The sequence below is a fragment of the Paenibacillus aceris genome (genome assembly GCF_017874035.1).
GTDB lineage: Bacteria > Bacillota > Bacilli > Paenibacillales > NBRC-103111 > Paenibacillus_E > Paenibacillus_E aceris.
In genome coordinates this window covers 164,638-183,349 of record NZ_JAGGKV010000004.1, presented here as the reverse complement: position 1 = coordinate 183,349, position 18,712 = coordinate 164,638, and the positions used below count along the sequence as shown (strand labels likewise).

The window sequence follows — 18,712 nt, the reverse complement described above, 5'->3', positions numbered from 1 at the left end:
CTTCATGGAAACAAATCGATTTTGGCAATCCAGCAATGACTTGCTGCCGCTGCGCTTTACAACGTTGACCGCTTCGAGTGAAGGCGTCCTGTACGCCGGAACACAAGGAAAGGGTGTATTTCAATTCACCCCGCTTCGTTCCTGGGAGGAAGCTTCCCAAGGGTTACCTGATCATTTGCATATTCACCGCTTGGATTGGGTGGATGCTCAATTATATGCCTCTACCAATTGTGGGTTATACGTGATGGAAGATGATGTGTGGCTGAAAACAACGGTCAGTGATCCGTGCTATCGGGTGATCGGTTGGGGAGATCGGTTCTTGCTGACCTCCAAGGGACTGCTTTGCGGCAGCGAAGGAGAGTGGCAGCCTCTTGCCTATCAGGGTAAAAAAACGTTTGATATGCTTGTCACTCCTCATTTCTTATTTCTTGGCTATGAAGACGGCGTCGCCTTCTATGATTTGTTGACAGGGGATTGGTCCAACCTTCCCCTCAATCAGGCGGTGACAAGCATGGCGGTATTCAACCAAATGCTGATAGGAACGACCTCACGCGGAGGACTGGTGATTGGCAATAAAATGGGAGGTTTTCATCAAATTCATTTTGAAGGGATGCATTTGAACCGGTTAATCTCGCATCACGGAGATGTGTATGTGTGCGCCAATACAGGGGTTTATAAGCTATTTGATTTGAACGGGCGAATGCTTCTCCATTCCTACAATGTGCAAGCTGAGGTGACCGATCTGCTGATTTGGAGAGATTTAATGCTGATCTCCACGCTGCAAGCAGGCATAAAATATAAGAACGAACACAAAACGGCATTTCAGACCATATTATAATTACGGTATCGTCATCTGGCGGCTGCGGCAGCAGCACAGCGAATACTTACCTAAAGTCCCCCTCTCAACGTTTCAGTTGGCAGGGGGATTCTTCATTGCTTGTTGATGAGGAGTTTGCGGTAGGCGCTTGGTGTCAGGCCTGTATGCCTTTTGAACAGCCGGTTAAAATAATCCGCACTTTGAAAGCCTGAAGCTTGCATCACTTCATAAATTTTTAATTGCGAGGAGGCGAGAAGGCGGCAGCTATGCGTAATTCTCTGTTTTTGTACGAAGCGCATATAGCTCGTGCCAAGGTGGCGGTGGCATAGGCGCAGAATTTGGCGCTCGCTAAGCTGGAACTTCTCTGATAGCGCAGTTAACGTAAAATCATCCGGCAGCGTATGTGTAAGATAGTCCAGAAGCTGTTCAACATTACTGCCAGAACTTCTTGTTGGAGGAATAGGCGGCAAGTCTCTGTCAATTTCGCTGGCATGCTCGAATGCCGGGACCGGTGATTCGGTGGATGGATTGAATAATTGGTTGAATAAAACGAGCAGTTCTAAGACCAAACCATGGCTTGCGTGAGATATGAAGCGTCCCTTTTTGCAAGAATGTTATGCATGCTTTCGCTGATTCTACGGATTGCGCCTAGGTGATCAGCTGCTTTGGACCAACGGCGCTGCGGGTCATCCCCCTTGCCCATCAACCAATCAGCAAATTGCTTCATGGCAAAGTCAGGAAGACAATGCTTTATCTGTTCCAGCCATTCCGCACGAATCATCAGATTGCGGACGATCAGAGGAGCAGCACTTTTGGCCGTCGAGGGACGGAAGACATGGGAAACACCGACGGGCAGGACGTACACATCTCCCTCTTGGACGCGCATGGGTGTCCCATCGATATATTGAAGCCCTTTGCCGTCAAGCACAAGGACAATTTCAATAAAATCATGGACATGTTCGAGCAGCCATTGCGTTTCTTTTACTTTATTTACATAAAGAAAATCGTTATCGTGCATGTATTCAGCGGCAGAGTAAAACCCTAGCTTTCTTAGCATGTCGCTAACTCTCCTCTTGGGATTATGTCCGAAATGGGGGGATTCATGTCTGTTTTGTAAGTGGTTACAAGGCTGTTCCAATTATACAATATAAGCAGGGTATGAAACTGTCGAACTGTATAAGAGGTGAAAAATGAGATGGCATTTTATGAAGCAGCAGCCTACTATTTCCCAAATTATCATCGAGATAAGCGAAATGATGCGTGGCATGGAGAAGGGTGGACGGAATGGGAGCTCGTGAGGCGTGCGGAACCTAAATTTCCTGGTCATCAGCAGCCAAAAGTTCCCTTATGGGGCTACGAAGACGAAGCCGATCCGGCAGTCATGGCCCGCAAAATTGCCGCCGCCGCCGATCATGGCTTAACTGCTTTCATATTTGACTGGTATTGGTACGAGGATGGTCCATTCTTGCAGCGCGCGCTGGAGGAGGGATTCCTGCAAGCCCCCAATCATGATCGGCTGAAATTTGCAATTATGTGGGCCAATCACGATTGGATCGACATTCATCCTGCTCAGCGCAGCAGACCTTATCATGTTCTGTCCGAGGGCAAGATCAGCGAGAAAGGCTTTATAGATGCAACTGAACATATGATCCGCAACTATTTCACACACGATTCCTATTGGCGCGTAAATGGAGGGCTATATGTCTCGTTTTACGAGATTCACAGCCTGATTCGCGGATTAGGCGGAATTGAAGAAACGGCACGTATCTTACAAGCATTCCGAGAGAGAGTGCGGGCCGCCGGACTAGGTGAGCTGCATTTAAATATTGTTGTATGGGGGCTGCAAATTCTCCCTACCGAGCAGAAGATTACAAATATCAATGAGGTGTTGGAGCAGCTTGGTCTGGACAGCATATCGTCGTATGTGTGGATTCATCACCAGCCTCTGGAGCAATTTCCGGAAACGGATTATGCGGCAATTCGGGAGCGCTCGCTGCTTGATTATGAGAAATTCACAGCCGAATATAAGCTGCCCTATTACCCGAATGTGACGATGGGATGGGATTCCTCACCGCGAACGGTGCAGTCGGAAACTTTCGAGGATTTGGGGTATCCCTACATAGCCACCCTTGCCGGAAATACACCGAAGGAGTTTAAACTTGCCTTGGAAGGGGTCAAAGAGTTTCTGGACCGCGGCATGACGAATCCTCCCATTTTTACAATCAATGCATGGAACGAGTGGACGGAGGGCAGCTATCTGGAGCCTGATACATGCAGCGGAACAGCCTATTTGGATGCGATTCGGGATGTGTTCGGCAGGAAGCCATCAGAGGAAGATTGAACATGTACGAAAAAAATGCTTGAACGCTAACGGTACTTGTCGTACATTTTTAATAACCTAAAGTCGGAGCTGGTCCTTCATCATGGGGACTGGCTTTTATCATTTCAAGAAGGAAAGAAGGGGCTGACAACGAGACTCTACGCATTTATGTTATTTTATGCCGTCATTTATATGGGGAATGCGGTGTATGGCACATTTTTACCGGTATACCTGTATAATATCAAGTTTTCCCAAGAGCAAATAGGAATGCTTCTAAGTCTTGGACCGCTCATTGCCATGCTGGGTCAACCGATCTGGGGAGCATTTGGCGATCGTGCAAAGACGAAAAATAGCGTGCTAAGCTTGCTTTTAATAGGCAGCGGAGTTTCGATTATGTTCTTCCCGGTATCGCATCAGTTCATTTACTTACTTGTGTTGATCTGTGTGTTTATGTTTTTTCAAACGTCCATATTTGCGCTCAGCGATGCGATAACATTGGAAGAGCTGGACAGGCGTCCCAAATGGAACTTTGGTTGGATTCGTCTTGGAGGCACGATAGGTTTCGCCACTATGTCGCTTGTTTTCGGCATCGTCGCCAAATCGCATATTAATTCTATGTTCCCCGTCTACGCAGGAACGATGGTTGCGGCACTGCTGCTCCTTTGGTGCTTTCCGCAAGCGGCTAGCCGGCCGTCTAACGTCACAGGGAAAAAATTCCGCGAGCTGTTCCGTAATGGGAAGCTGATGTTTTATCTGGGTATTAATTTTATTGTCCAAGTCACGTTAGGTTATTATTATGCTTTTTTCCCAATATTCTTCAAGGAAATGGGTGCCGACAGTTTGATGCTTGGCTGGTCCATGGTCATATCCTCGATGAGCGAGCTGCCGTTCCTGCTGTTTTCCGGCTGGATTTTCAAGCGCATTTCGATTTCGATGCTATTGATTATTGCAGCGCTCGGCTCTTCTATCCGTTGGTTCTTGTTTTCCGTCATTGACCAGCCTCATTGGATATTACCGGCACAGCTGCTGCACGGTGTCATTTTCATCGTATTATCCGTCACGCTGGCAACCTTCATCAATCGTGAAGTGCCTCCGGAATGGAAAGCGAGCGGGCAAACGCTGAATGGCTTGCTCAGTCTGGGAGCCGCCCGCATTATCGGCAGTTTCTTAGGTGGAATTATGAGTGCGGCTTACGGCATGAGACAAGTTTTTCTGTACAGCTCCTGGTTGTCGATGGCGACTGTCGTCGTGTTCGGACTCGTTGTTTGGCTCCGCAGGAAGCAGAATGAACCAAGCACATCGTAAATGAGAATAGGGATGAAAGCCGTTAGATGGCGTAATAGGGCTGCTGAACAGCAGCCTTATTTGGCATTTGTGAATGGAAATTCGTATCCCACGAGTTTGCGCGATAAAATATTTCAAATTTAACGTTTACAGAATTTAGGGCATTTGTTAAGATGATTACGTTCACGTGAACGTTGACGTTATTGGAGATCCGTGAACATGTGCCTGGTAGATGCAGGAACTGTGACAAGGGGGATGCCCGTAACCAAAAGTGGAGGCTGATTGATTTTTTTTGTTAAATTCGTGCACGTGAACGTAGGTGGTCTATCGACTTGTAAGTCAACCGTTTATTTTCTTTCGTATTTCCTATAACGAGTGTAGAAAATTGAAAGACAGTACGTGTTTTTGTAAATACATTGACAACGGATCTTACTACAATAGATACATAGTCCTTATCAAGGAGGGAGGCGGAAAACGCGCTATTTTTGCAGTTGAAGATTCAAGATGGCCCAAAGTAACAGATTGACCTCATCATTGGCTTTTAGCAGAGTGAACGGCATTGGAATAGGTTCTCAACCGAGATTGTACAGAACGTAATGCAACCGCTTACTTTTTATCTTTTGTCATTAAATCTGTAGGAGGAATTCCTTTGAGGCTCAGAAAGAAGTTTGTTAGTTTATGTTTATCTTGTTCCGTTATATTATCTACGATGAGTGCTGTTGTCCTTCCCCAAGGGTTGGTGCAAGCTGCTGCTGCAGCCGATTCGCCAAGTGCAATTTTTAGCGATGACTTTAACGCAGGTACGTTGACGAATTGGAGTACGGTCAAAGGAACATGGACGAATGCGGGAACGGCGGCACAAGGTGTTTCTACAGGAGATGGATTGACCCTGAGACAGGGGATTACAGGAACCGACTTCACCTATGAAGCGGATCTCAGGCTTGTTACAGCTAAATCGGCAGGACATTTGTATTTTAGAAGCAACAGCACGGGAACGAATACGTATGCGGTAACACTTGATTCAACGGGCACTACGAGCGTAGTTAAATTATTAAAATTCACGAATTCTGTGTATGCGCCTATACAGAGTGTCAATCAATCCTTGACCATGGGGCAGACCTATCATTTAAAAGTTGTAACTTCCGGCAGTAATATCAAAATATACTTCAACAATGCAGCAACACCAATCATTGATGTCAACGATACATCGTTCACATCCGGTCAGTTCGGACTTGGTACATTCGGGGGCACGGTTCAATTCGATAATGTAGCTGCTTATGATAATACCCCTCCTTCAACGAGAGTGAATTTCAGCTTGAATGGCAATGACACTGCCGTGCGAAGCGTTTCGACAGTTGCAACAGTGATCGGTGCGGATACATCGACCTTGAAATATCAATGGTCGAAGAACAGCACGACGCCTGATGGGGCGACTTGGACCTCTTTTGTTAACGGCGAACTGATCTCACAAAGCGGTGTTGACGGTGACTGGTACCTTTACATTAGGTTTAAGGATACAACAGGCGCAGAACAAACGATGAAATCCAACGTGTTTCATTTGGACAATTCGATCGTTACTGCCGGGGCCCAAGTCGGGCAAAATGGCACCCACTGGGGCTTCGAAAGCGGAACACTTGAAGGTTGGAATGCGGTATCCAACCCGTCGAATATCCCTATTCTTGCAAGCAATGTGTTTTTTCATAACGCCAAAGACACTCCGTATAATAAAGAAGGCAAGTTTTTCCTTTCTACTCTTGAAGGAAATGGTACGTACGGCGACTCCTATAATACGGTAGTCGTATCCCCACAGGTTACGCTCACGCGTCCGCAGGTTTCGATGCTTGTCGGGGGCGGGAACGGGGCTAACACTTACGTTGCGGCTTGCACCGTCGATACGTCGCAGTCCAACAGTTGCCGTGAAGTTGGCAAGTTGGCCGGCAGTAACGCTGAGACTATGCAACTGCGTACACTTGATTTGTCGGCGTTTATCGGTCAAAAGATTTTCTTCAAAATGGTTGATAGCGCCAATTCGAGCTGGGGTCATATTACGCTAGACGATGTATTCGTAAATGTACCAGCTGCGCCAAAAGATCTGAAATTTACACGGAACAGCAGTTCAGACTATGCTTTGGCTTGGCAGCCGGTTACGGAATCCCAAGTAACGGGTTACAACATCTACCGATCTACTGATTCCGATAAAAATTTCACCAAGCTGAATAATGCCGTGTTAACGGAAACTTCCTTCCACGATACGACAGTGCCAGCTGATGCGACTTATTACTATCGTGTTACAACCGTAGGAGCCGATGGGTCGGAGTCAAGTCCTGCCTCTGTTATCGCCTTTTACCGTCCTGCCCAAGATATTTACGCACGAGGAAATACAGTAACCTATTCGGGGACACAGCTTACGGCTATTGAATTCCCGGTTGGGCCGATCGGTGCGGGCGGTATCCGGCACTTCGGTACGGGCGAGCGCAGCGAAGCATGGATATTCAATAGTGACGATACGTTCCGTAGTCGCACAACAGGTATCGTACCGAACAGTTTCTTTGCTGTACGCGCCCAGTCGCAGGGAGGCCAGCCGATCGTGCGCGCTCTACAAACGACGGCAGTAGGAGCATTTAATGCGATGAAATCGCTTACGTTCCAAGGCGAATATCCGATGGGACGCTATAACTTTCAAGATGATCAGATGCCAATTGAAATCACGCAAGACGTGTTCAATCCAATGATTCCGGGGAACATGAAGGATTCGGCCATTCCAACAGCGATTTATACAATGACATTTAAGAATCCATCTTCAAGTGAAGTGAATGTATCGCTTCTGGCATCGCAGCAAAATGCCGTCGGTTTCGATGGCATAGGTTCGATCACGGGGACGAACAAACGTGACTTCAGCGGCTATGGCAGCAACAGCAATACGCTGCAAATCGGCAGCGAGGCGTCGCATCTGCAAATGACTGGCAGTAAAGGCAGTATGACATTGTCTGTCCTTGGGCCGCAAACCGGCGGCACGGCTTCCTGGAATACGCTTGACGCGCTGCAAACCGCGTTTGCAAGCGGCAGTGTAACAGGTGCTACCAGTGCCTCCAGTCCACAAGCTGGAACGACTGTCGATGGTGCTTTGACGTCCAGTTTAACGCTTGCACCGGGCGAAACCAAACAGGTGAAGGTCGTTCTAAGCTGGTACTTCCCTCAGAACCCAACGCGCGGTTTCGGTGGGGAAGGCATGCAGTATACGAATTGGTGGAGTAACGCGTCTGACGTCGATCAGTACGTAGCTGCCAATCTGACGAGTCTGCAATCACAGACAGAGCTTTACCACGATACGATGTACAGCTCGAACCTCCCGCAATACGTACTTGACCGCCTTACTTCCGCTACGGCTTTGCTTCACACGCCGACGGTGTTCTGGGCTAAAAACGGCTTCTTCGGCGGATGGGAAGGCTACGGCTGCTGCAGCAATATGCCAAATCACGTATGGCACTATGCACAGGCGCATGCCAGACTCTGGCCTCAGCTTGGACAAATGTTCGACCAACAATGGTTAGATGCGGAAAAACAGGATGGCTTGCTACCTTATCGCTACAATAACGATACGTTCGCTTTCGATGGCCAAACTGGCGTTATTCTTTCAGCTTACCGTGACTATCTGCAATCTCCGGATACAAGCTGGTTAAGCACTTATTGGCCAAAAATTAAGGGAGCTATGGATTATGTCATTACCCACCATGATCCTAACGGGAACGGAATCCTGAAAGGCGGAGCTTTGACTACGCTTGATGCGGGTTCGCCTACAATGAACTCTTGGCTTGGCTCGATGTACCTTGCTGCTGTGAATGCGTCGGCGCATTTGGCAAAAGCCGCAGGTGATACAGCTGCAGCAGACAAATACGACGCTATCTATAGCCAAGGAAAGACGAACCAAGAAAATATGCTGTGGAACGGTCAGTATTATGCTGAAAAAGCGCAAAGCGGAGGAGGAGCCACCAATTTTATCGGTAATGGCTCTGAAATCGACATGCTGCTGGGCCAATGGTGGTCCACGCAATTGGGGCTTGGCGACATTTATGATTCGGAGCATATGACACTAGCGCTCAAAAACCTCTTCAAGAATAATTACTATGATAATTTCATTAATTTTACCCACCAGTATCGCACTTACGTCGAGCCAACCGACGCTGGACTGGTGATGTCAACATGGCCTGGTAATGATAGACCGTCGAACAGCATCATGTACTTCGATGAGGTCATGTCTGGATTTGAGTACTCAGCAGCTGCAGCTATGATTCAGCGCGGACTGCTTAACGAGGGTCTTACTGTCGTAAACGCTGCTTCCAATCGTTACGATGGCCGACTCAGAAATCAGCCGTATATGAGTTTCGGCGGCTGCGGAATCGGCGACGGCAGCGGCAATCCATTCGGCGATGACGAATGCGGTCAATGGTACGGGCGTACATTGTCTTCATGGTCCTTGCTGCTCGCCCTGCAAGGTTTCAACTATGATGCTCCGCATCAAGCTATCGGCTTTGCTCCAACCTGGCAGCCGAACGATCACAAATCGTTCTTCACAGCTGCAAACGGATACGGCACATTTAGCCAGAAGAAGGATAATGGCGGACAGATTGATACCATCAATATCGCGTCCGGAACATTGGATTTGAAGACATTCTCGGTTTCTGTGCCTGCCGATACATCTACATCTGGTTGGTCAGTTATCGTTAACGGTCAACAAGTTGCAGATGCTGCTGTAACCTTGAGTGGGACTACGGCTACTGCGACCCTGCCTCAAACCGTGACCTTATCCGCAGGTGACCAGATCACGCTGCAGTCCGGCGCTGGAGTAACAGGAGTTACGGTCACTGGGGAAAATGGCGCAACAACGATTACAGCAGATGGTGGCACTTTGCAAATGCATGCTGCGGTCGAACCTGCTGATGCGGCTGACAAGTCCGTTACTTGGGCTGTTTACGGTATCGATAACGCGCCGACTGATTTGGCTGTCATTCGTGCTGACGGTGTATTGACGGCACAAAAGAACGGCTCTGTTAAAGTCGTGGCAACCGCAAATGGCGGCTCCGGGGTACATGGAGATGCTACGATTACGATTAGCGGACAAACAGAGGTACCTGCGGGTCCAGGGGCAACTCTGACTGGCACGAGTTCTGTGTTGGCTGGGCAATCTTTTACAGAGACTTATGGATTGAGAGGCTTGACGCAAAATGTGTTTGCTCAAGACCTTACGATAACCTATGATCCGGAAAAGCTGGAATTTGTTTCTGCTGAATCTTTGAAAGACGGATTCATGATTGTGAACAAAGCGGATAAGCCGGGTCAAGTTCGAATCGTTGCGGCAAGTGTAGGGCAAACCGCTGCAAATGCGAACGGTGAATTAATGGTCATTCACTGGAAAGCTAAACCGATGCTGCAGTCAACAACAGCGACTTTAACGTTGTCGAATGTAACCGTTGCTGACGGGCAGGGTACTGAAACACAATTGTCAGGTGACACCCGCAATATTCAAATTCAATTGGCAGTTTCTGTAGACAAAACAGCACTGAGCACCTTGATTGCAGATGCGCAAACGAAACATGATGCGGCTGTTGAAGGCACGAATGCCGGTCAATATCCAGTTGGATCCAAAGCAACGCTGCAGGCTGCAATCGACAAAGCCAAGGCCGTAGTTAACGACTCTGATGCTACACAACTGCAAGTAGATCAGGCAGCAGCAGATTTAGACGCAGCGATACAAGCATTCAACGCTTCGGCTGTTCTGCCAATGCAGGGAGACCTGAATGGCGACAACAAAGTAAGTATCGGCGATTTGGCAATGGTAGCTGCTAACTACGGTAAATCGAAGGATAGCAGTGCGGATTGGGATCAAATTAAAGCCGCAGACGTGAATGGCGATGGCAAAATTGATCTAACCGACCTCGCAGCAATTGCTTTGAGAATTTTAGAGTAAGGTATTCATTGGTAAACAGGACACGAGCTTAAATGAACTTTGTTTAAGTTCGTGTCTCTTTAAGTAGATAAGAAAGTATAAGTTTTTTACTTTTGTTCTGCTCTACCTTGACAAACGCGCTCGTACTAAAAGGACGACGAGGTCGTTTATCCTTGGTTGCTATATGGGGATGACGAGGCCGTTTATTTTTGACGGTGCTGCGCACGATGGAATAAAGGAACAAGAGGGCGCTATTTCAGCGAAAGGGGTCCCTTGTGCGAGTAATGGGGAACTAAGGGACGCTATTTCGTAAATTAAACGGGAAACTAGCCCATTTTGCTTAAATAAGGCCCTGTAGTTCCTCTCAATGAAGCGAATCGCCGTTTTTTGCCTAAATAGCGCCCTGACGTTCCCTCATAATAATTGTGTGTAAAATTGTAAACTATTACATTTTATTCTAAATACTTCATACCTCCCTGCATGGTATTTTTTTAATAGAACATGAGCGAGGGGGGAGTAACATACGAAGAGCAACCATTTTACAGATGAATCAAATTTCAAAAACGTTTGGCATGGTCAAAGCGCTTAAAGAGGTAGACTTGGAGCTTCACCATGGAGAAGTTATGGCCTTATTAGGCGAAAATGGTGCGGGGAAATCTACATTAATGAACATCTTATGCGGAGCAACATCCAACTACGAAGGTGAGATCCGGATAAACGGCCAACCCGTTCAAATCAGTTCGCCGACGGTTGCAAGCAAACACGGCGTTGTGAAAATTCACCAGGAACTACAGCTAGTGCCGGAATTAACCGTAGCTGAGAACATCTTCTTGGGCAGGGAAGAGCGAAATCACTTCGGCTTCATTGACTACAAGATGATGAATGCAAAAGCGCAAACCTACATGAAAATTCTAGATCTCACTGTCCCGCCGCAGCAGCAGGTCAAACGACTTCGAATTGGCGAGCAGCAGCTTGTGGAAATTGCTAAAGCTTTATCGCTTGATGCAAAAATTTTAATCATGGACGAACCGACAACAGCGCTTAGCAAGCATGAAACTGAGAAACTGTTTCAGGTTGTGAAGCAGCTGTCTGCCAAAGGGGTATCCATCATTTACATCACTCACCGAATGGAAGAAATTTTTGAGCTTTCTGATCGAGTGGTTGTGTTAAGAGACGGGAGTTTCGTAGGCGCGGTTGCTACGGTCGAAACGAATCACAATGAACTAGTGCGCATGATGGTAGGCAGATCGTTCGCTGAGCTTTTCCCGCACAGAGATTTTCGTAAGGGGAAAGAAGTACTCCGCGTAGAGAACCTATCTTTCCATCCACCTATTACAAATGGCAAAAGGAAGCTGAAAGAGGTATCCCTCACTTTACATCAAGGTGAAATATTAGGCATTTCCGGGTTGTTGGGAGCGGGTCGATCCGAACTGTTTGAATGCTTGTTCGGCCTGCATGTAAGGAGATGCACTGGCAATGTGTATATCCATCAACAACAAGTGATGATTAAAAATCCAAGGGATGCTATTGATAAAGGCCTGGCTTTCTTAACGGAAGATCGTAAAGGGCAGGGGCTGGTGCTAGGACGCTCGATTGGGGAAAATATGTCGCTACCTTTACTCGATAAATTTAGCCGGTTGACTTTTATGATGACGAAGCAAGAAAAAGTCGTCTGGGACGAGCAAATTCGTTCGTTAAGCATTAAAGCGCCCAGCTATGCGACACAGGCTAAACAGCTAAGCGGAGGAAATCAACAAAAAGTCATTATCGGTAAATGGCTGCTTTCGAAGCCGATGATACTGCTCCTGGATGAACCTACACGGGGAATAGATGTCAATGCAAAGGCAGAAATTTACGAAGTCATTCACCAATTGGCTCGCAGTGGGATGGGGATTCTGCTCATTTCCTCGGATATGCCGGAGATACTCGGATTATCGGATCGTATTCTCACGATTTGCGAAGGTAGAATCACTGGCGAATTCATGCGGGCGGAGGCAACGGAAGAGAAGTTGCTGAAAGCGGCAACGGAAAGGGAGGTAACGTCTTCACATGACAGCGCCCAAAACATTATTTAAATCACAGGCATTCAGGCAATCGGAATACTTGCAGAAAAATCAAATATTTAGCTTTCTCATTCGATTTCAAAGCTTATTCGGACTCCTATTAGTTCTTGGTGTAGCGTCAATCATCTGTACGAGAGATGGAGAGAATTTATTCCTTGCGCCAACGAATCTGGCTAATGTCGTTCGCTCGATTTCAGAGAATGGCATTATGGCTATCGGTATGACGCTGGTCATTCTGATAGGCGGTATTGATCTATCCGTTGGCGCGATTCTTGGTTTAACCGCAACAGCCGCCGCCGATCTGATGATGCATCGCTCTATGGGCATGCTGGAGACGATCGTCATTGTATTGGTGCTAGGCGCAGCTTTTGGAGCTTTTAACGGTATGGTGTCTACGAAGCTAGGTATCCAAGCGTTCATTGTTACGCTAGCTTCAATGAGTATCGCCCGCGGACTTGCACGATTCTGGTCAGGAGGTATCGGGATTCCAATTGCTTATGGCGATGGCGCAGAGTCAGCCCCCAGTACTTTCAGCGTCCTTGGAGAACGAATTGGAGGCATTCCGGTCCCTGCCGTTTGCTTCCTTCTCTTGGGCATCATTTTCATCATCATGCTGAAATTTACGAAATTCGGAAGGCATGTATACGCGATTGGCGGCAACGAAACGGCGGCACATCTTTCCGGGATTAAAATAAACCGTATCAAAATCCTGATTTATGTTCTAGCAGGCGTGCTGTCTGCAGTTGCTGGAACGATTCATGCAGCACAAGTCAGTCAAGGCAGCCCAAATGACGGGATTGGTTATGAACTCAATGCGATCGCTGCTGTTGCTATTGGCGGCACGAGTTTGGCCGGAGGGAAAGGAACCATCATTGGAACGATTATAGGCGCTTTGATCCTTGGTGTTCTCGATAACATGCTGGGACTTAAGAATGTGAACACGAATCTCCAACTCGTCGTGAAAGGACTTATTATCATTATTGCTGTGGTCCTACAGAAACAGAAATAATCTAAATACTATAAGAGGGAAGGTTATGTAAAATGAAAAAATTAGTTTTAGCTTCCGTTCTAACAATCATGATGACTTCGCTTTTCACGGCATGCGGCAGCAGCACGACGACTACGAGTACATCTAGTCCTATGGCTAAGGAAACAGCAGCAGCGTCTACAGCAGCTCCTAGCGCAGCGCCCGCAGCATCAGAAGCGTCTAAACCGAAGAAATCCAGCTACTTAATCGGGATGTCTCAAGCGAACCTGGGTGAACCATGGCGTGTAACGATGAACGCTCAAATAGCCGATGCGGCTAAGAAATACCCTGATTTCAAGGTTGTTTATGCCGATGCGGCGCAAGACAATTCCAAACAAATTGCCGACGTCGAAAATTTCATCCAACAAAAGGTTGATCTCTTGATCATCTCACCGAATGAGGCCAAGCCTTTAACGGCCGTTGTGAAAAAAGCCTACGATGCCGGCATTCCGGTTATCACACTCGACCGCCGTGTAGAAGGAGATTCCTTCACACAGCATATCGGAGCTGATAACGTTATCATCGGCAAAGGAATCGGCGAATGGGTAGCCAAAACGTTAGGCGATAAAGGCGGTAACGTCGTTGAAATCAAAGGTCTTGAAGGCACGTCAGGGCAAAAGGAAAGACATGATGGCTTCATGGAGGGCATCAAGAGCAATCCCAATATTAAAATTATCGCCGCTCAAAATGCGGATTGGCTAAGAGATAAAGCGATAAGTGTCATGGAAGGCATTCTGCAAGCGAACAAGAAGATCGATGTTGTTTTTGGACATAACGATCCGATGGCTGAAGGCGCTTACACCGCTGCGAAGAATGCAGGACGCGAGAAAGAAATGCTGTTCGTTGGAGCAGATGGATTACCGACACCGGACGGCAGTATCAAAAGTATTCTCGCTGGCCGCTTAAACGCTACTTACGTATATCCGACAGGCGGGCAGGAAGCGATCGATAACGCGCACAAGCTGCTGACAGAAGGAGCCAAACTTGAAAAGCAAGTTATTCTGGGCACGCAAGAAATTAATAAAGATAACGCGGCAGAAATGCTCAAAAAGTATGGCGGCCAATAAATAATTGCATAGCCTTTAGCCAGATCCTAACAGCTTCCTGCTGTTAGGATACTGTGTTTTCATTCAAACACGAATCTACTTAGAAAAAGAAGGTGGCTGGATTGGGATTGTGGCGCAGAGCTTTTCAACAGAAAGGAATACGCTTCAAATTATTAGTTTACTTCCTTTCTCTCATTTTGCTGCCTATTCTTACGATCGGCTTGATCAGCGACATTATTTATACCAGCTCCATCGAACGGGAAACGAATCTGCATGCGCAAGAAATTATCGAACAGATTCAGAAAAATGTAGAGTTTTATATTCAAGATATGGACCATATTGAGCACTATATTTCGCAAGATCCAAGTATGATGGCTTTTCTTCAAACCAGCAACACGCTCGAACCAAATCGAGTGAGTATTGAAACGGATGTGCGCAGGCTCCTAAGGACATATGCGGAGGTTCATCCGGAAATTGCCGGAATAGTCGTAGTGAATGACAGTGACCTGTATATAAGCAATGAGCAATACCGGATCTCGCGTGATCCGTTAACCCGGGAGGATTGGTATCAAAGAGCCATAGCATCCAAAGGTGAGCTGCTGCTGATCTCCAGGCCGATTGGCAGAAATTTGACATCGGGTAATCAAGTAAACGCGGAGGAAGTCCTATCCGTCGTCAAAGCCATTCAAAATCCAATGACGCAGAAGTTCGTAGGGGTAATCTCCATCGATTTCAAGCTCGATACGATTGAGAAAATGATTCAGAAAATCACGTTAGGCAAAACCGGCTTTGTTTATATGATGGATGCCGCAGGTGATGTCGTCTACTCGCCGGATAATCCGGTTGTCTATCGAATTAATGCAGAGTGGCTGGGAGACAGTTCAAACCGGCAATTTACGCAAACCATTAATCATAATCAGTACCAAATCATTTATACGAAATCGGATTTTACAAAGTGGAAAATAATTGGGGTGTTCTCTTTCAAAGAAACATTTAAAGAAGCATCGAGAATTCGGTTGTATACCCTTATTATTGCAATCCTGACCGTCATCCTCGCGGTGATACTAGCTTTTTTTTATACGTCATCCATCGCCAACCCGCTAAATAAATTGAAGAATTTGATGCGAAAAGTTCAAAATGGCGACTTGAATGTGCGCTTTGACAATCAATACCATGACGAAATTGGGCAGGTAGGCAACGGTTTCAATAGTATGCTGGAAGAGATTCGGAACTTAATCGAACTGGTGTATAAGGAGCAGCAAGGAAAACGGGAAGCGGAAATCAAGATTTTGCAAGCGCAGATTAAGCCGCATTTTCTGTACAACACCTTAGATGCTATTCAATGGATGGCGCATGAACGGGGGGCGACGGATTTGGTCGAGATGATCGACGCATTGACCCATTTCTTCCGTATCGGACTCAGCAAAGGAAAAGAAACGCTGACGGTGAGCGATGAAATTGCCCACGTGAGAAGCTACTTAATTATCCAGAAGATCAGATATGAGGAAAAGCTGGAGTTTGAAATTGAATGTGAAGAGGGGCTCGAACATTTACTCGTTTTGAAACTAACACTACAGCCTTTAGTAGAAAATGCCATTTATCACGGAATTAAAGCAAGGAGAGGCGTAGGCAAGGTGTCCGTGCAAGCCAAAGTTATAAAGGGAATGCTTTATTGCAGTGTCTCAGACAATGGCATTGGCATCCAGCCAGAGAAGCTTCAAGAGATTCGTCATATGCTTGAGAAATCGGGAAAAGATACGAGCGCACTGCAAGGCTTCGGCATCTATAACGTAAGCGAACGCATCAAGCTTAATTATGGAAATGAATATGGTCTGACGTTTCATAGTGAATATGGCGTAGGGACAACGGTTGAAGTGTGGCATCCACTTTTGGAAAAGTTGGTGGTTCTGAAATGATAAACGTATTCATTGTTGATGATGAGCCGAAAATCAGACGGAAAATACGTCAATTGCTCGATTGGGAATCACTTGGCATGGAGATTGTCGGGGAAGCCGAGGATGGCGAGATGGCGCTGGAATTAGCTCAAACGCTTCGCCCTGATCTTTTATTGGTCGATATCTGCATTCCGATAATGAATGGATTAGAGCTTGTAGAGAAAGTGAACCATATATTACCTCATAGTGTGGTGATATTAATTACCGGACATGATGAATTTACTTTTGCCCATCAAGCGGTGAAATTGAGCGTCTTTGATTATTTATTAAAGCCGGTCAGGCAGGAGGAGCTGGAGGAGGTCGTTCTGCGAGCTAAAAAGCAGCTGGAGCAGTTCAGCTTCCAGAATAAATACATGAATTGGGCGAATAACCATTTAACCAAAAATTTCACCTCGATTCGCGATCGCTTTCTGAATGAATGGGTGAATGGACAGCTTTCTGAGATTGAAGTGAGGGAACAGCTTGATTTCTTCAACATAAGAGTACCGGCTCAATTGGGCATGATGCTCATTAAAGTAACGGATCGCCTAATGATTGGTCAAGGATTCAAAGAATGGGATCGTCAATTGCTCTTGTTTGCCGTCCAGAATGTAGCGGAAGAGATTGTGTCAAGCAGAGGACAGTCCCTCTTATTTCGAGATGCGAAAGATCATGTTGTCGTCCTCATGCATGTAAATGATCAAACGAATTTTGAAACTTTAGCGGAGCAGGTGACGATGAGTATAGAGCAGTTCTTGAAGTGCAATGTTCATATTATTGCTCAGCAAAGAGAACAATGGTGCGGTATTCCGAACCTTTATGGGCAGCTTGTTCAGGAAATGATGGTCGAGGAGCATTGGTCTCCCATTGTGCTGTTAAGCAAGAAATATATCGATACCCACTATCACCTGGAGACCTTTTCTTTGCAGGATGTTGCGAAGCAGTTCCAGATTAGTCCAGCGTACATAAGCCGCCTGCTTCGCCAGGAGCTTGGTGCTACTTTTATTGATTACTTGACGAAAATAAGGATCAAGCGGGCAATTCAACTGATGAATGACCCTTCCTGCAAAATGTATGAAGTTGCTGAGAAGGTAGGGTATTCATCGCAGCACTATTTCAGCACGGCATTTAAGAAAATCGTCGGGATATCACCAACGGAATATCGGAGAAGCGGGGCGAATCCTATAGATGTTCTTATCTAATTGGAAAAGCCGGATCGTGTCCATTGTTTTTATTCTAGTTTGCACGTACAGTTTGACGGGTTGCCTAAGGCCGGCTGCACAAACACCGAAGTCAACCCAATTTTTGATTGGCATGTCACAAGCCAATTTAGTAGAGCCGTGGCGGATTGAAATGAATAAGGAAATTAAAGCCGAGATTCAGAATTATAGCGATGTGAAGGTTATTTTTGCGGATGCTGCCCAAAGCAGTGAAAAGCAAGTAAGCGATGTTGAGCGATTGGTGCGGCTTGGCATCGATTTATTAATCATTTCACCTAATGAGGTCACATTACTTGCGCCGATCGTAAACAAAGTGTACAAAACAATTCCCGTCATTGTACTGGACCGGGATGATCCGGATTTTAACCATACGCTCTATATTGGACCGGATAATGAGTTGATTGGCAGGCAAGCCGGACAATTCGTTGTCGATTTGCTAGCTGGCAAAGAAGGGAATGTCGTGCAAGTCGAAGGGCTTTCCGAATCTCCGCCTGTTATTGGCCGCAGCAGAGGCTTTCTCCAGGTTATTTCACAACATCCGAATATCCATGTCGTAGATACGATTGTCGCAGATTGGCTGCGGGATAAAGCAGAGGATCAACTCAAACAGCGATTCGTAACTTATCCGCAAATTGACGTCATCTTTGCTCATAATGATGACATGGCACTCGGAGCTTATCTGGCAGCTTCCAAATTGAGAATTAAAAATATTAAATTTATAGGGATTGATGGGCTCCCAGGCTCTGAGGGAGGGGTTCAATTGGTGAACAACGGAGTTTTGGCTGGTACCTTCACATATCCGACAGGAGGAAAAGATGCGATTCAATATGCAATGAAAATTTTGAATAAGGAAGACAAAATCCCGAAAAAGGTCACTCTCCAAAGCCGTATTATTACGAGGTAAAAATCGTATACAAATAAGTAAAATTAATGCTTGATTTTGTGCATTCTCTTGCTTCCGCTTGGAAATTCAGTGATTAAACGGGGTTTTTCGACAAAACCATACAAAATAGACTCCTTCCCGATGTTAATAAAGACTTGTATAATATTAGGAAAT

12 protein-coding genes are annotated in these 18,712 nt (G+C 46.4%); 10 read left to right on the top strand and 2 right to left on the bottom strand.

Annotated features, from left to right (window positions below; translation table 11 throughout):
• Window positions 1–4 precede the first annotated feature (4 nt).
• Window positions 5–838, top strand: coding sequence for a beta propeller repeat protein (locus tag J2Z65_RS09900; protein ID WP_167065003.1), 834 nt, complete (start codon window positions 5–7; stop codon window positions 836–838).
• Window positions 839–930: 92 nt separating this feature from the next.
• On the opposite strand, the gene J2Z65_RS09895 is transcribed toward J2Z65_RS09900, so the two are convergent.
• Both J2Z65_RS09895 and J2Z65_RS09890 read right to left on the bottom strand, forming a co-directional pair.
• A complete protein-coding gene (locus tag J2Z65_RS09895) occupies window positions 931–1,386 on the bottom strand; it encodes a helix-turn-helix domain-containing protein (protein WP_167065000.1) in 456 nt (151 codons plus the stop codon).
• Window positions 1,377–1,874: an AraC family ligand binding domain-containing protein gene (locus tag J2Z65_RS09890; protein WP_167064997.1), complete on the bottom strand. Its 498-nt coding sequence runs from the start codon at window positions 1,872–1,874 to the stop codon at window positions 1,377–1,379. The genes J2Z65_RS09895 and J2Z65_RS09890 overlap by 10 nt, the downstream gene beginning before the upstream one ends.
• A 138-nt stretch (window positions 1,875–2,012) precedes the next feature.
• Between J2Z65_RS09890 and J2Z65_RS09885 the strand changes: the two genes are divergently transcribed.
• The 9 genes from J2Z65_RS09885 to J2Z65_RS09845 all read left to right on the top strand — a co-directional run bounded on the left by J2Z65_RS09885 (window position 2,013) and on the right by J2Z65_RS09845 (window position 18,559).
• On the top strand, window positions 2,013–3,158 hold the full coding sequence (locus J2Z65_RS09885) for a glycosyltransferase WbsX family protein (RefSeq protein ID WP_167064994.1): 1,146 nt from the start codon (window positions 2,013–2,015) through the stop codon (window positions 3,156–3,158).
• Between the two features lie 69 nt (window positions 3,159–3,227).
• Window positions 3,228–4,442: an MFS transporter gene (locus tag J2Z65_RS09880; RefSeq protein WP_420850867.1), complete on the top strand. Its 1,215-nt coding sequence runs from the start codon at window positions 3,228–3,230 to the stop codon at window positions 4,440–4,442.
• A 628-nt stretch (window positions 4,443–5,070) separates the two neighbouring features.
• Window positions 5,071–10,386, top strand: a complete 5,316-nt coding sequence (locus J2Z65_RS09875; RefSeq protein ID WP_167064988.1) for a GH116 family glycosyl-hydrolase — start codon at window positions 5,071–5,073, stop codon at window positions 10,384–10,386.
• A 524-nt stretch (window positions 10,387–10,910) separates the two neighbouring features.
• Window positions 10,911–12,440, top strand: coding sequence for a sugar ABC transporter ATP-binding protein (locus tag J2Z65_RS09870; RefSeq protein WP_167064985.1), 1,530 nt, complete (start codon window positions 10,911–10,913; stop codon window positions 12,438–12,440).
• The gene (locus J2Z65_RS09865; RefSeq protein WP_167064981.1) at window positions 12,415–13,437 is read left to right on the top strand and encodes an ABC transporter permease; all 1,023 of its coding nucleotides are present in this window, start codon (window positions 12,415–12,417) and stop codon (window positions 13,435–13,437) included. The genes J2Z65_RS09870 and J2Z65_RS09865 overlap by 26 nt, the downstream gene beginning before the upstream one ends.
• 32 nt (window positions 13,438–13,469) lie before the next feature.
• On the top strand, window positions 13,470–14,522 hold the full coding sequence (locus J2Z65_RS09860) for a substrate-binding domain-containing protein (RefSeq protein ID WP_167064977.1): 1,053 nt from the start codon (window positions 13,470–13,472) through the stop codon (window positions 14,520–14,522).
• A gap of 107 nt (window positions 14,523–14,629) precedes the next feature.
• A complete protein-coding gene (locus tag J2Z65_RS09855; protein ID WP_240159942.1) occupies window positions 14,630–16,417 on the top strand; it encodes a sensor histidine kinase in 1,788 nt (595 codons plus the stop codon).
• Window positions 16,414–17,637 carry a response regulator transcription factor gene (locus tag J2Z65_RS09850; protein WP_167064971.1) on the top strand — a complete coding sequence of 408 codons (1,224 nt, stop codon included), beginning with the start codon at window positions 16,414–16,416 and terminating at the stop codon, window positions 17,635–17,637. Before J2Z65_RS09855 ends, J2Z65_RS09850 begins: the two co-directional genes overlap by 4 nt.
• Window positions 17,624–18,559: a substrate-binding domain-containing protein gene (locus J2Z65_RS09845; RefSeq protein ID WP_240159941.1), complete on the top strand. Its 936-nt coding sequence runs from the start codon at window positions 17,624–17,626 to the stop codon at window positions 18,557–18,559. The genes J2Z65_RS09850 and J2Z65_RS09845 overlap by 14 nt, the downstream gene beginning before the upstream one ends.
• The last annotated feature ends 153 nt before the right edge of the window (window positions 18,560–18,712 follow it).

Bases quoted from the DNA above. Each gene is read 5' to 3' on its own strand.
- J2Z65_RS09845 (WP_240159941.1), top strand. From the start codon at position 17,624: ATGTTCTTATCTAATTGGAAAAGCCGGATCGTGTCCATTGTTTTTATT.
- J2Z65_RS09865 (WP_167064981.1), top strand. From the start codon at position 12,415: ATGACAGCGCCCAAAACATTATTTAAATCACAGGCATTCAGGCAATCG.
- J2Z65_RS09890 (WP_167064997.1), bottom strand. From the start codon at position 1,874: ATGCTAAGAAAGCTAGGGTTTTACTCTGCCGCTGAATACATGCACGAT.
- J2Z65_RS09900 (WP_167065003.1), top strand. From the start codon at position 5: ATGGAAACAAATCGATTTTGGCAATCCAGCAATGACTTGCTGCCGCTG.
- J2Z65_RS09860 (WP_167064977.1), top strand. From the start codon at position 13,470: ATGAAAAAATTAGTTTTAGCTTCCGTTCTAACAATCATGATGACTTCG.
- J2Z65_RS09885 (WP_167064994.1), top strand. From the start codon at position 2,013: ATGGCATTTTATGAAGCAGCAGCCTACTATTTCCCAAATTATCATCGA.
- J2Z65_RS09850 (WP_167064971.1), top strand. From the start codon at position 16,414: ATGATAAACGTATTCATTGTTGATGATGAGCCGAAAATCAGACGGAAA.
- J2Z65_RS09870 (WP_167064985.1), top strand. From the start codon at position 10,911: ATGAATCAAATTTCAAAAACGTTTGGCATGGTCAAAGCGCTTAAAGAG.